Genomic DNA, 12,943 nt, shown 5'->3' with positions numbered 1-12,943 from the left:
ACCGCTTCTGCAGCCGGCAACCAGGCCGTCATGGGCAAGGCGCTACGCGAAGGCATCTTCGCAGGCGTCGTCGCCTTCCTGATGTTCCTGCTCTTCGTCGGGATCGAGACCTATCAGGACATCAACAACGCGCTCGTCTGGCGCACCCGCTGGGGCTTGCTCGCGATCTTCGTGATCGTCGCAGCGGTCGGGCGCTTCGTCACCGTCGCCTTCATCAAGCCGCATATCGACCAGCGCAAGCTGAACAAGGCCAAGGACGGGCTTCTCGATGTTTCCGAGAAGAAGGGCTTCCTGCGTCGGCATTTCCTCAAGTTCGCGCTTGTGCTGCTGCTCGTTTATCCCTTCCTGTCGCTGCTGATCGTCGGCAAGCAGGGCTCGTTGAAATATGTCGACAATTTCGGCATCCAGATTCTCATCTATGTGATGCTGGCCTGGGGTCTCAACATCGTTGTCGGTCTCGCCGGCCTGCTCGACCTGGGTTATGTGGCCTTCTACGCCGTCGGTGCCTATTCCTACGCGCTGCTGTCGTCGCATTTCGGCTTTTCGTTCTGGATCCTGCTGCCGCTGTCCGGCATCTTCGCAGCGCTCTGGGGCATCATGCTGGGCTTCCCGGTACTGCGCCTGCGAGGCGATTATCTCGCGATCGTGACGCTTGCCTTCGGCGAAATCATCCGGCTGGTGCTGATCAACTGGACGGACGTTACCAAGGGTACATTCGGTATCGCCGGCATTCCGAAGGCGACATTCTTCGGCATCTGGTCCTTCGACACCGGCGCACCGAACAATTTCGTCAAAGCCTGGGGCCTGTCGGCATCGTCGGTCTACTACAAGATCTTCCTGTTCTACATCATCCTGGCGCTCTGCATGCTGACGGCCTATGTCACCATCCGCCTGCGCCGCATGCCCATCGGGCGTGCATGGGAAGCGCTGCGCGAGGACGAAATCGCCTGCCGTTCGCTCGGCATCGATACGGTCACGACCAAGCTCACGGCTTTTGCAACCGGCGCCATGTTCGGCGGCTTCGCCGGCGCCTTCTTTGCCAGCCGGCAGGGCTTTGTCTCGCCGGAAAGCTTCGTCTTCCTGGAATCGGCCGTCATCCTTGCCATTGTCGTTCTCGGCGGCATGGGCTCGCTGACGGGCATCGCGATCGCTGCTGCCGTCATGGTCGGCGGAACAGAAATCCTGCGCGAAATGTCCTTCCTGAAGGTCGTCTTCGGTCCCGACTTTACGCCGGAACTCTACCGCATGCTGCTGTTCGGCCTGGCGATGGTCATCGTCATGTTGTTCAAGCCCCGCGGTTTCGTGGGTACGCGCGAGCCGACTGCCTTCCTCAAGGAAAGGCGCTCCGTCTCCGGAAGCTTTACCAAGGAAGGCCACGGCTGATGGCATCCGGAACAGTTACGATGACAAAAGATACGATTCTGAAGGTCGAGCACCTTTCGATGAAGTTCGGCGGCCTGATGGCCATCAACGACTTCTCCTTTGAGGCCCGCCGAGGCGAGATCACCGCCCTGATCGGCCCCAATGGGGCCGGCAAGACCACGGTGTTCAACTGCATCACCGGCTTTTACAAGCCCACCATGGGCATGATCACGCTGGCGCGCAAAAACGGCAAGGAATTGTTGCTGGAGCGCCTGCGTGACTTCGAGATCAACAAGGTGGGCGGCGTCGCCCGTACCTTCCAGAACATCCGCCTCTTCTCCGGTCTGACCGTTCTGGAAAACCTGCTGGTCGCCCAGCACAATGTGCTGATGAAGGCATCGGGCTATACCATCCTTGGTCTCTTAGGCTTGCCGACCTATCGCAAGGCCGTGGACGCCTCGATAGAGAAGGCGAAATATTGGCTGGACAAGGCGGATCTCACCGATCGTGCCGACGATCCGGCCGGTGACCTCCCTTATGGTGCTCAGCGCCGCCTGGAGATCGCCCGTGCCATGTGCACGGGACCGGAACTTCTCTGCCTCGACGAGCCGGCGGCCGGCCTCAATCCAAGGGAATCTGCGGCACTGAATACGCTGCTGCATTCCATCCGCGACGAGGGCGTATCGATCCTTTTGATCGAACACGACATGTCGGTGGTGATGGAGATTTCGGACCATGTCGTGGTGCTGGAATACGGGCAGAAGATTTCCGACGGTACGCCGGACCATGTGAAGAACGACCCGAAGGTGATTGCGGCCTATCTCGGCGTAGAGGATGACGAGGTGGATGAAGTGATTGCGGTAGAACTGGAAGGAGGGCACCATTGATGGCCGGTGAAACCCTTCTGAAAGTACAGGGCGTCGAGACCTATTACGGAAATATCCGTGCGCTTGCGGGCGTGGATATCTCCGTCGACAAGGGCGAGATCGTCAGCCTGATCGGCGCCAACGGCGCCGGCAAGTCCACTTTGATGATGACAATCTGCGGCAGTCCGCAGGCGCGCGTCGGATCCGTGATTTTCGACGGCGAAGACATCACCAAGCTGCCGACCCATCTGATTGCGCGCAAGCGTATCGCGCAGTCTCCGGAAGGCCGTCGCATTTTTCCGCGGATGACCGTCTATGAGAACCTGCAGATGGGTGCAGGTCTCGATAACCTGAAATATTTCAAGGAAGACGTCGAAAAGATCTTCACCCTGTTTCCGCGGCTAAAGGAGCGGCAAAGCCAGCGTGGCGGCACACTTTCGGGCGGCGAGCAGCAGATGCTGTCGATCGGCCGCGCGCTGATGGCCCGCCCGAAGCTCCTGCTTCTCGACGAGCCGTCGCTCGGCCTCGCGCCGCTGATCGTCAAGGGCATTTTCGCAGCGATCAAAAAGCTTAACCAGGAAGAGGGCCTCACGGTTTTCCTTGTCGAGCAGAACGCATTTGCCGCTCTCAAACTGTCCGACCGCGCCTATGTCATGGTCAACGGCAAGGTGACGATGAGCGGTTCGGGTAGGGAATTGCTTGCCAATCCGGAAGTCCGGGCAGCCTATCTCGAAGGGGGCCGGCATTGAGCGCGGCGTCTTTCATCTTTACGGCCGGAGGGCGATGACATGCAGGGCCTGTTTTTCGAAAGCGACAGCGGTGTGCGGCTGTTTCTCCGCGTCCTTGTGCTGATCCTCGGCTTCTGGACGGCATGGCGGGCCGGCAAGGCTGCGGCAGAAGGCTGGAGCGGTTATGTGGCGGTCGTCGTCTATACGCTGCTGCTTGCCGTCGCCATGCGCTTCCTGCACTACGCGCTGTTCCAGGGGCCGTTCATCGACGCCTTCTATTATGTCGTCGATTCTGTGCTGCTGCTGATCTTTTCCATGGCTGGTTTCCGCATTCGCAGGACGCGGCAAATGGTGCAGAACTACTACTGGCTCTATGAGCCGACCTCGATCTTCTCCTGGAAGAACAAACATTGACAGCAGGGCTTTTCTAACCTCAGATTGGTCCTGGGTCGAATATACGAACCAAGAGTGGAACAGTTTTCTAACGCAATCGTGGTGAGTGTTGCGGTGGATCTTGAAGAACTACTCACCCTAAAAAACTGGGAGTAAATCATGAAGAAAACTCTTCTTTCGGCCGTTGCGCTGACGGCGCTCGTCGCCTTCAGCGGCAGCGCATGGGCCGACGTCGTTATCGCCGTCGGCGGCCCTCTCACGGGTCCGAACGCCGCATTCGGCGCACAGCTCCAGAAGGGTGCCGAGCAGGCTGCTGCAGACATCAATGCAGCTGGCGGCATCAATGGGGAAAAGATCAAGATCGTTCTCGGCGATGACGTTTCCGACCCGAAGCAGGGCATTTCGGTCGCCAACAAGTTTGCGTCCGACGGCGTAAAGTACGTGGTCGGCCACTTCAACTCCGGCGTGTCCATCCCGGCTTCTCAGGAAGTTTACGCTGAAAACGGCATGCTGGAAATCACGCCGGCTGCAACCAACCCGGTCTTCACCGACCGCGGCCTCTGGAACGTCTTCCGCACTTGCGGCCGCGACGACCAGCAGGGCGGCGTTGCCGGCAAATACCTTGCTGAAAAGTTCAAGGACAAGAAGGTCGCCATCATCGACGACAAGACCCCTTATGGTCAGGGTCTCGCCGACGAAACCAAGAAGGCCTATAATGCCTTCGGCATGAAGGAAGTCATCCACGAAGGCGTCAATGTCGGCGACAAGGACTTCTCCGCCCTCATCTCCAAGATGAAGGAAGCCGGTGTTTCGATCATCTACTGGGGCGGCCTCCACACGGAAGCTGGCTTGATCATCCGCCAGGCCAAGGACGCCGGTCTCAAGGCTACGCTGGTCTCCGGTGACGGCATCGTCTCCAACGAACTCGCCTCGATCGCCGGCGATGCCGTTGAAGGCACGCTCAACACCTTCGGTCCCGACCCGACGCTGCGTCCTGAAAACAAGGATCTGGTTGCCAAGTTCAAGGCTGCCGGCTTCAACCCGGAGGCCTACACGCTCTATTCCTACGCGGCCGTTCAGGTGATCGCGGAAGGCATCAAGGCGACCGGCAGTGCAGATGATGCGGAAGCCGTAGCCAAGACGCTGCATGCAAAGGGTCCGTTCAAGACCGTTCTCGGCGACATGGCCTTCGACGCCAAGGGCGACCCGAAGCTTCCCGGCTACATCATGTACGAATGGAAGAAGGGCCCAGACGGCAAGTACAGCTACTTCCCGCAGGGCATATAAGCCTCAAAGGCTTCAGGCAATACAATCGGAAAGCCCGGCCTCGCGCCGGGCTTTCTGCGTTTCAGGGTCGCAACGCGGGAGAAATTGTGCCAGGTCGCATAACCACTTAGTGCCGCCGCCGATCACTCGGCGTCACCGCCACTTGCAAGGTCGCGCGGAGAGAAATCGGCGAACCGCGCAGCCGGCAAGGGGCCGGCGGTCATCAGCGTGAAATCGAAGTTGGATTGCTTTTCGGTATCAAGCACATACTGGCGGTGTACGCGCAGGATGTCATATCTGATGCGTTTGTAGCGCTCCGCGGACAGCATGTTCTTGACGCGGATGAAGGCATTTTTCGCCTGAGGCGCATCTGGATGGCCGGTCAGGCTGACGACACGGCTCTTGTAGAAATTCACGCAATCGGTCAGGCACTGTATCTCCAGCCAGAACACCTGGCGCGTTCGGGCAATCAGTCCTACCCGCTGGCGCAACCGGGAGGCTGGACGCAGCAGCGCGCATTGCAGGATGGCACCGCCCAGCGTGGCGAAGATCACCTGCTTGCCCTTGAAGGCGTCCGGGTCTTCTTCAAGAAGCTCGCCGATGACATGCGCTGCGATCGTCGATCCCATGCTGTGGGAGCTGATGACATATTCATCCGCCTCTTCCTCCATGGCTTTGCGAACGCCGGCAACGCAGGCTGCCAGCCATCGATCGACATCGGGCCGATCGAGGTTGGCCATGGCAATCGCCAGATCCCAGTCTGCAAACAGATGCAGCGTGTGCAGCCGCGCAGTCACGGGCATGACCGCATAACGGACGAAGGCGAGTGCAAGCGGAAGGCTCCAGAGATAGTTCCAGGCATCCATCCGGAGCGTGATGGGCAGGGTGGCAAGGCAAAGGGTGACAAGGACCGACAGCGCCACAAGCAGAAACGGAAAGACAAAGAACAGGCCGAACCGCCAGGCATGGCGAAAATACCCGGTCATGCCCGCTGAGAGGATGACGCGGCCAGCACTGTAGAACCCGGAGACGATGCGTGTCAGCAGCGTCCTGCCGGTCAAGGTGGAGACCAGTGCGGCATGGTCGAAAATGTGAAAGCGGGTTTCGGTGCAGGTCTGTCCGCTCAGACAGGAGATGTCGAAATAGGCGGCGGATCTGTGGGTAGAGAGAGGCCCGACTTTCAGATCCAGCCCCCAGGTCCTTCCGCTCTGGATCGCAACACGCTGATAGCGGGCGTGGTGCAGCCCGGCGTCGAGCGGTTCGAACCCTGGAAAGTGCAACACCACCCTCCTGCCGATGAGGCGGGTGCCGTCAGGATGAGGTGGCTGCAAGCCGGTGGCTGGCGCAAGCGGTCTGGTCATCGTTGAAATTTTGCACCGCCCTGGCTGCCTCGGATGACTGTCCTTTACGAAGGATCAACCGGTGGTCACGATATAGGCCAGTGACGACAGATCGGCAATCCGTGACTGCATCGGGTCCAGACCGGCCAAAGCTACTCGCTATGCAGCACATGAGCCGCCTTCACCGCCGCCGATGCGCGGTTCTCGACGCCAAGCTTCACGTATATCTGTTCCAGATGTTTGTTCACGGTGCGGGAGGACAGGCCGAGGATCTCGCCGATATCGCGGTTGGACTTGCCCTTGGCGATCCAGAGCAGCACTTCCGACTCTCTCATGGTCAGCGGAAAATGCCGTCGCAACACTTCATCGTCGGCGCGCTTGTTGGCGGCCGCAACCCGAAACAGGTACTCGTCGGCGCCGATTGCGCCGAGATAGGTGAACTGGAGATTGGCTTCGCCGCCTTCACTGAGGGTGAAGGAGGCATCGCGAGCAAAGCCGGGCTTGTCACGATCGAGCATCCATTGCCCGATCCGGCGGGTTACCATGCCGAGGCCGTCGTCACTGTTGGTTGCCGCGTTGATAAGCCGGGTCGCCTGCGGCGTGGACCAATGAATTCCGCCGCTTCCCTTCACCGCCAGAAGATGACGACCGGCTGCATCCAGAGCGACACGCGCGCTTTGCGCCGAACGGGCATTGGAAAGGTGCACCCGGATGCGCGCCCGGAGCTCATCGATGTTGATGGGTTTCGTCAGGTAGTCCACGCCGCCCGAATCCAGCGCATTCACCACGTGCTCGGTTTCGGTGAGGCCGGTCATGAAGATCACGGGAACCGGCGCGACGGCGGCATTGGCCTTCAGCTTGCGGCAGGCTTCGAACCCATCCATCCCGGGCATGACGGCATCGAGCAGAATGAGATCGGGCGTGATGCGTTCGACGATGTTGAGTGCAGCTTGCCCTGACGTCGCGATCAGGACGGAGAACCCGTTTTTTTCGAGTGCTTCGGTCAGGAAACCCAGCGCTTCCGGACTATCGTCCACAAGAAGGACGATATCGCGCGGCAGAGCAGCTTCAGCCATCGATCGTCGCCTCCGTTTCCAGGCTCGTCAGGTATTTCATGTAGCCGGAAAGGTCAAAGGCCTGCACATAGGCACCCACCTCTTCCGTGAAGGGACGATGGGCCTCATCCTTGGCAAGATCGGCAAGCTTGGCTTCTATGCCGCGCACATAGCCGATTTCGCCCAGCCGCAACAAGTCCTGCACGTGACTGGCGCCGGGGCTTCTGACGGCTCCTTGCGAACGTTGGGGCGCGGGAACGATGGCCTCATCTTCATAGACCCAGGCGAGGCCGAGATGAACGGCCAGCTTGTCGGCGAGACGGCGGAATTCTACGGGCTTCGAGATGGTGTCGCTGTGCCCCTCGTCGCCGAAATTGGCCTTGCCACCATCGCCAATGTTTGCCGACAGCATGATGATTGGGGCGGTCTGTCCGATATCACGGAGCCTCGACACCAGTTGCCAGCCGTTCATGCCGGGCATGGAGATATCGACGAGGAAAAGGTCCGGCTTCACGCCTTCGATCAGCGTGATGCAGTCCGGTCCACTGGCGGCAGTGAGCACGACGAAATCCATCGGCGACAGGATCTCGCGCATCAGGTCGCGGTGGTCTTCGTTGTCGTCCACCACGACGATGGTACGCTGGGGGCCGCTGTAGGAGACGATCTTGCGTTCAGGCGCCGGTGCCGTGTTCGGGCGTTCCACCGCCGAGAGCATCAGCCGGACCTTGAAGACGGACCCTTCCCCCCTTGTACTTGTGACACTGATTTCTCCCCCCAGCGTATTGGTGAGCAATTGGGTGATGGTGAGCCCAAGCCCGAGGCCTGGCCTTGCAGCTACCCCATCGGCGTCGCCCCGTTGGAAAGGCTCGTAGATCCGCCCGAGATCCTTTTCCGCAATCCCGTAGCCGGTATCCGTCACCGTGAAGGTGGCGACTTGGCTGCGATAGGCCACATCGAACCGAACCTTACCTTCATCGGTGAACTTGATGGCGTTGGAGAGCAGGTTGACGAGGATCTGCCGCAGCCGTTTCTCGTCCGTGCGGACATATTGCGGCAGGGCGGGCGCCCGCTCATGCTCGAAGACAAGGCCCTTGGCATGCGCTTGAAGGCTGAACAACTCGACGATCTGGTCGAGGAAATCCTGGATGTTGATCTCGTTCGAATAGACCTGAAGCCGACCGGCCTCGATCTTGGATATGTCGAGAAGACCGTCGATCAGCCCCGAGAGATGGTCGGCGGATCGGCGGATGACCTTGATCGCCGATTGCCGCGGGGCAGGGATGGTTTCGTCGCGTTCCAGGATCTGGGCATAGCCCATGACGGCGTTCAGCGGCGTGCGCAATTCGTGGCTCAAGCCGACGACATAGCGGCTCTTGGCGCGGTTGGCGGACTCCGCCGTTTCCTTTGCCTGCTGCAGGGCCGCATCCGTTTTCTTGTGGGCGGAGATTTCCTTCAGCAGCAGCGTGTTCTGCCGGGAGGATTCCTCCTCCGCCACGACGCGGCTGTCATGTGCCAGCACGTAGAACCAGGAAACGATGCCGGCCAGGATGGCGAAGACGAAGAAGACGATGAGAATGGTCTGGTAGATGACCTCCGCATTGGCGGGTGTCGCCTGGCCCACCTGGTAGGCGATCATGGAGAGGATCGCGCCTATGGCCGAGATGCCGAGAACGGCGGTGATCCCATAGCGTCCAAGTCGGCTCGTTAGGCGGTCGAGCACGCTCTGTGGCAGGACGGCAGCTGCGACAACGCCCACCTGCGAATTGAGCCGCGCATGCGGCTTGCACATGTCGTGACAACGGCTGTCGAGCGAACAGCAGAGCGAGCAGATGGGCGCCGCATAGGCGGGGCACCATGCCATGTCCTCGTACTCGAAGGGATGCTCGCAAATGGAACAATTGATCGAGCCTAACGTCTTCCAGCTCTGGCGCGGCTTGCGGGCGAGATAGAACTTGCCGCGCGTCACTGCGGCAATTGCGGGCGATATAACGAAGGCGCTCAACGTCACATAGGTGGCCATGGACGCCATGAGCGGTCCGAACAGGCCGAAATGGGCCGCAAGCGCCAAGCCGGCAGAGCCGAAGAGCGAACCAAGACCCACCGGGTTGATGTCGTAAAGATGGGCGCGCTTGAACTCTATCCCTTCCGGCGAGAGCCCGAGCGGCTTGTTGACGAAGAGATCGGCCGAGATAGTACAAAGCCAGGCCATGGCGACGATGGAGAAGATACCGAGCGTGGCTTCCAATAGCCGGTAGATGCCAAGTTCCATCAGGAGCAGGGCTATCACCACGTTGAAGACCAGCCAGACGACCCGGCCCGGATGGCTGTGGGTAAGACGGGAAAAGAAGTTCGACCAGGCCAGCGACCCGGCATAGGCGTTCATGACATTGATCTTGAGCTGCGACACGACGACGAAGGCCACCATCAGCAGCATTGCTGCCCGGTCGTTGGGGATCATGTAGCCGAAGGCGGCCAGATACATGTGAGCGGGATCGCCAGCTTCCCGAACCGGCACGGCCGTCGAGAGCGTCAACACCGCCAGGAAGGAGCCCGCCAGCAGCTTGGGTACGCCGACGATCACCCAGCCGGGACCGGCCAGGAACACCATCAGCCGGTGCCGCCAGTGCCGCACGCCTTCAGCGGGCAAAAAGCGGAGAAAGTCCACCTGCTCACCGATCTGCGGCATCAGGGCCAGGATCACCGCCGAGGCGGCGCCGAACTCCACCAGATCGAAAGGAGCCGCGCCACCCACTTGGGCATTGGAATGATTGACGCCGGCAAAGGCGCGCCAGAGATCGAATTTCTCCCAGTCGGAGAAGGCGATGAAGATGAATGGCAGGATGTTGAGGACGATCCAGAATGGCTGGGTCAGAAGCTGGAAACGCGAGATGAGCTGCACGCCGTAGATCACCAGCGGGATGACCACCGCGGCGCTGATGACATAGCCGACAGCCGGTGGCACCCCGAAAGCGAGATCCAGCGCTCCGGTCATGATCGAGGCTTCGATGGCAAACAGCATGAAGGTGAAGCTGGCATAGATCAGCGATGTCACGGTGGAGCCGATATAGCCGAAGCTAGCGCCGCGGGTCAGCAGATCGATATCCACCCCGTGGCGGATGGCATAGCGGCTGATCGGCAGGCCGATCACCAGCATGGCAATGGCGGCGGCGACGATGGCGAAGATGGCATTGGTCGTGCCGTAAGAGAGGGTGATGGCGCCGCCAATCGCCTCAAGGGCCAGGAAGGAGATGGCGCCAATCGCGGTCTGCGAGATGCGGCTCGAGGAAAAGCGGCGAGCGCTTTTGGCTGTGAACCGGAGGGCGTAATCCTCCAGTGTCTGGTTGGCGACCCAGCGATTATACTCTCGACGAATGGGAATGATGCGTTGCCGCGCGGCCATGCCTAAAAACTAGCGCCTTTGGAGGAGAGACTTTAGTTTGGGCAGTTTCAATTGCGGCGGGGTATTTTGCAAGTCTGCTGTTGGTACGATACAGCTTGCCACCCAGAAATCTTGGCGGCGACCACACATTCGGTTATCTGGAGTGCGTCAGTCACATATTTGTTTTCTTGTGTCACATCTATGACAAAGACGCTTGCATGCTCATGACCGGTGCGCAATGAAGAGAGCGTGCCAGGCGGGTGGAGCAAGCCGGGCCCGCGTTCGCAGCAGATCAACCATTCTTGTCAGGCACATTCTCGTGGAACCGTCATCCTCTACCACATCTCAACATGATCAGACCTTTGGCACCAGCGGCATTGCGCCGATGGAGCGGCCAAGCCGTGTGACCCGCTTCTTCATGGGCATTGTCGCCTGGGCGGAGCACCTGAATTTCAAGCACGCAAAGCTCGGCAACCCGCCAGTCTACGACAACGCGACCTTCCCCTGGTCCGCCGAGGTGGAAAAGGCGGCGCCCGCCATCCGCGCCGAACTCGACCGGATCCTCGTTCGCAAGGACGAGCTTCCGACCTTCCAAGACATCTCGACGGATGTGAAAACGATTTCCAGCGACAATGGCTGGAAGACCTTCTTCCTGCTCGGCTTCGGTGTGAAATCGGAGCAGAACATTAAGGCCTGCCCGGACACATGGAACGCCATGCAGAAGATTCCGGGGCTGACGACAGTGATGTTCTCCATCTTCGAGCCGGGCAAGCACTTGCCGGCTCATCGCGGCCCTTACAACGGCGTGCTGCGCCTGCATCTCGGGCTGATCGTGCCCGATCATCAGGGCGACGAGCTCGCCATTCGCGTCAAGGACCAAGTCTGCCACTGGGAAGAAGGCAAGGTCCTGATCTTCGACGACGCCTTCGAGCACGAAGCGTGGAACCACACGGACAAGACTCGCGTCGTCCTGTTCGTGGATTTCGTCAAGCCGCTCAATTTCCCGGCACGGCTGGTCAACTGGCTGCTGATGCACATGGCGATCTTCACGCCGTTCATCCGCGAAGGTCTCGACAACCACAAGGAATGGGAAAAGAAGTTCTACGCGGAAGCTGAAGCGCTTCGCAACCGCCCGAATTAGAGCGGTTCAGGGTGGCCGGCGTCCGAGCCGGCTTCCTCTCATCCTATTCGAATGCGGCGTTGTTCAACGCCCTGTCGGACAGGCGCCGCCAGAGTAGGACGGTAACGACAGCCATTGCGACGGCTCCGACCGCGAAGGGCATGCCGAGCGCCGCCTCTCTTCCCAACGAACTCTCCGAAGCGTTGACGATGATGCCCGAAAAGGCAATGCCGATCGGAATCGTGCCCCAGCCGAAGAAGCGGTAGACGCTGTTGACTCGCCCGAGCATGTGGCCCGGCACTTGGCGCTGCCGCAGGCTGACGGTCACCGTATTCCAGATCATGCCCATGAATTCGCCGATCACAAGCACGACGAAAACAGGCGCAGCGTTGGCCCAAACGGCGATGACTGCGAGTTGCAGGCAGATGGCTGCGAGCGTCAGGCGGAGCGCCCCGCCCGAGCCGACCTGTTTGACGACTATTCCCGAGCATAGCCCTCCGGCAATGCCGCCCACCGCGCCCGCCGTGAGCAGGAGGCCGAATTCAGCTGAAGACAGCTGTAAGACCTCCTGTGCATAGAGCACGAGCGCGGCCCTCATCATGAAATCCATGGCATTGAGCACGCCGAGGCCGAGCGCCATGTCGCGTAGCAGTGTGTTGCGCCAGAGGAAGCGCGCACCATCGCGCATTTCTACCGCCCAATGCTGGCGTTTATCCACCTTGGCGGGCGTGAAACTGCCGCGGATCGAATAGATCATGATCGCAGAGGCCGCAAAGCCTGCGCCATTCGCAAAAAAGGACAGCGGCAAGGCGAGCGCCAGCAGAATGCCCGCGAGTGGCGGCCCGATAAGCGAATTCCCCAAGACCTCCACGCTCCATAGCCTGCCATTTGCCGCTTCCAGCCGGGATGGTGGCACTATGGCAGGCATGAGGGTCTGGGCCGCATTGTCCCGAAGGACTTCCGCAAAGCCGACCACCAAAGCCGAGCCGAGAAGGAACCAGTAGAGAGAAGCAGTTGGCGGCGAGCCACCCACGGACGCCTCTATTGGGGTCGTCAGGAATACGGCCAGACCCAATGCCAAAAGCATGCCGCAGCGGAAGGCATCCATGGCGATCACAAGGCGACGGCGATCGAACCGGTCTGTGATGACGCCGGCCGGCAAGCTGAAGAGAAGCCAGGGAAGGCGAAACGCGACAGCGACCAAAGCGATTGCGACGGGATCGCGGGTCATCAACGATGCGATCCAGGGCCATGCCACGGTGCCGATGCCGTCACCGAGGTTGGAGACCGCATTCGCGGACAATAGCGCCCAATAGTTCCGCCCGAGTTTTTCCTGCATGCCCTGACTCCTTTCCAGAACAAGAGATCAGGGCCGACCCGCAAAGGCAATATCGTCGCACCGATGCACAAATGGATTCTGGCCAGTTCCAGCCG

10 protein-coding genes are annotated in these 12,943 nt (G+C 60.1%); 6 read left to right on the top strand and 4 right to left on the bottom strand.

The window, feature by feature from the left end:
• The first annotated feature begins 30 nt into the window (after nt 1-30).
• The 5 genes from livM (at nt 31) to EPK99_RS09995 (ending at nt 4,636) form a co-directional block, all read left to right on the top strand.
• Nucleotides 31-1,383: a high-affinity branched-chain amino acid ABC transporter permease LivM gene (gene livM / locus EPK99_RS10015; RefSeq protein WP_425374195.1), complete on the top strand. Its 1,353-nt coding sequence runs from the start codon at nt 31-33 to the stop codon at nt 1,381-1,383.
• On the top strand, nt 1,383-2,249 hold the full coding sequence (locus EPK99_RS10010; protein ID WP_128442877.1) for an ABC transporter ATP-binding protein: 867 nt from the start codon (nt 1,383-1,385) through the stop codon (nt 2,247-2,249). The genes livM and EPK99_RS10010 overlap by 1 nt, the downstream gene beginning before the upstream one ends.
• A complete protein-coding gene (locus tag EPK99_RS10005; protein ID WP_128442876.1) occupies nt 2,249-2,977 on the top strand; it encodes an ABC transporter ATP-binding protein in 729 nt (242 codons plus the stop codon). The genes EPK99_RS10010 and EPK99_RS10005 overlap by 1 nt, the downstream gene beginning before the upstream one ends.
• Before the next feature lie 39 nt (nt 2,978-3,016).
• Complete coding sequence (locus EPK99_RS10000) at nt 3,017-3,370, top strand: DUF6867 family protein (protein ID WP_128442875.1); 354 nt, start codon at nt 3,017-3,019, stop codon at nt 3,368-3,370.
• A 138-nt stretch (nt 3,371-3,508) separates the two neighbouring features.
• Nucleotides 3,509-4,636, top strand: a complete 1,128-nt coding sequence (locus EPK99_RS09995) for a branched-chain amino acid ABC transporter substrate-binding protein (protein WP_128442874.1) — start codon at nt 3,509-3,511, stop codon at nt 4,634-4,636.
• A 122-nt stretch (nt 4,637-4,758) separates the two neighbouring features.
• Here the strand turns inward: EPK99_RS09995 and EPK99_RS09990 are convergent, their stop codons facing one another.
• From EPK99_RS09990 to EPK99_RS09980, 3 genes are all read right to left on the bottom strand, one after another.
• On the bottom strand, nt 4,759-5,976 hold the full coding sequence (locus EPK99_RS09990; protein ID WP_128442873.1) for a hypothetical protein: 1,218 nt from the start codon (nt 5,974-5,976) through the stop codon (nt 4,759-4,761).
• A gap of 131 nt (nt 5,977-6,107) precedes the next feature.
• Nucleotides 6,108-7,031: a response regulator transcription factor gene (locus tag EPK99_RS09985; RefSeq protein WP_128442872.1), complete on the bottom strand. Its 924-nt coding sequence runs from the start codon at nt 7,029-7,031 to the stop codon at nt 6,108-6,110.
• On the bottom strand, nt 7,024-10,410 hold the full coding sequence (locus EPK99_RS09980) for a hybrid sensor histidine kinase/response regulator (protein ID WP_128442871.1): 3,387 nt from the start codon (nt 10,408-10,410) through the stop codon (nt 7,024-7,026). Before EPK99_RS09980 ends, EPK99_RS09985 begins: the two co-directional genes overlap by 8 nt.
• Nucleotides 10,411-10,708: 298 nt before the next feature.
• On the opposite strand from EPK99_RS09980, the gene olsC reads away from it, so the two are divergent.
• The gene (olsC, locus tag EPK99_RS09975) at nt 10,709-11,530 is read left to right on the top strand and encodes an ornithine lipid ester-linked acyl 2-hydroxylase OlsC (RefSeq protein ID WP_245582383.1); all 822 of its coding nucleotides are present in this window, start codon (nt 10,709-10,711) and stop codon (nt 11,528-11,530) included.
• Between the two features lie 43 nt (nt 11,531-11,573).
• On the opposite strand, the gene EPK99_RS09970 is transcribed toward olsC, so the two are convergent.
• Nucleotides 11,574-12,848 (bottom strand): MFS transporter, encoded by a 1,275-nt coding sequence (locus tag EPK99_RS09970; RefSeq protein WP_128442869.1) that lies wholly within the window; start codon nt 12,846-12,848, stop codon nt 11,574-11,576.
• Nucleotides 12,849-12,943 lie beyond the last annotated feature (95 nt).

It is taken from the genome of Neorhizobium lilium (genome assembly GCF_004053875.1).
Classification (GTDB): Bacteria; Pseudomonadota; Alphaproteobacteria; order Rhizobiales; family Rhizobiaceae; genus Neorhizobium; species Neorhizobium lilii.
Note: the sequence above shows the minus strand (reverse complement) of the source record. Positions and strands in the feature narration are given on the sequence as shown.

Coding starts and splice junctions, on each gene's coding strand:
- livM (WP_425374195.1), top strand. CDS start 31: ATGGGCAAGGCGCTACGCGAAGGCATCTTCGCAGGCGTCGTCGCCTTC.
- EPK99_RS10010 (WP_128442877.1), top strand. CDS start 1,383: ATGGCATCCGGAACAGTTACGATGACAAAAGATACGATTCTGAAGGTC.
- EPK99_RS10005 (WP_128442876.1), top strand. CDS start 2,249: ATGGCCGGTGAAACCCTTCTGAAAGTACAGGGCGTCGAGACCTATTAC.
- EPK99_RS10000 (WP_128442875.1), top strand. CDS start 3,017: ATGCAGGGCCTGTTTTTCGAAAGCGACAGCGGTGTGCGGCTGTTTCTC.
- EPK99_RS09995 (WP_128442874.1), top strand. CDS start 3,509: ATGAAGAAAACTCTTCTTTCGGCCGTTGCGCTGACGGCGCTCGTCGCC.
- EPK99_RS09990 (WP_128442873.1), bottom strand. CDS start 5,976: ATGACCAGACCGCTTGCGCCAGCCACCGGCTTGCAGCCACCTCATCCT.
- EPK99_RS09985 (WP_128442872.1), bottom strand. CDS start 7,031: ATGGCTGAAGCTGCTCTGCCGCGCGATATCGTCCTTCTTGTGGACGAT.
- EPK99_RS09980 (WP_128442871.1), bottom strand. CDS start 10,410: ATGGCCGCGCGGCAACGCATCATTCCCATTCGTCGAGAGTATAATCGC.
- EPK99_RS09970 (WP_128442869.1), bottom strand. CDS start 12,848: ATGCAGGAAAAACTCGGGCGGAACTATTGGGCGCTATTGTCCGCGAAT.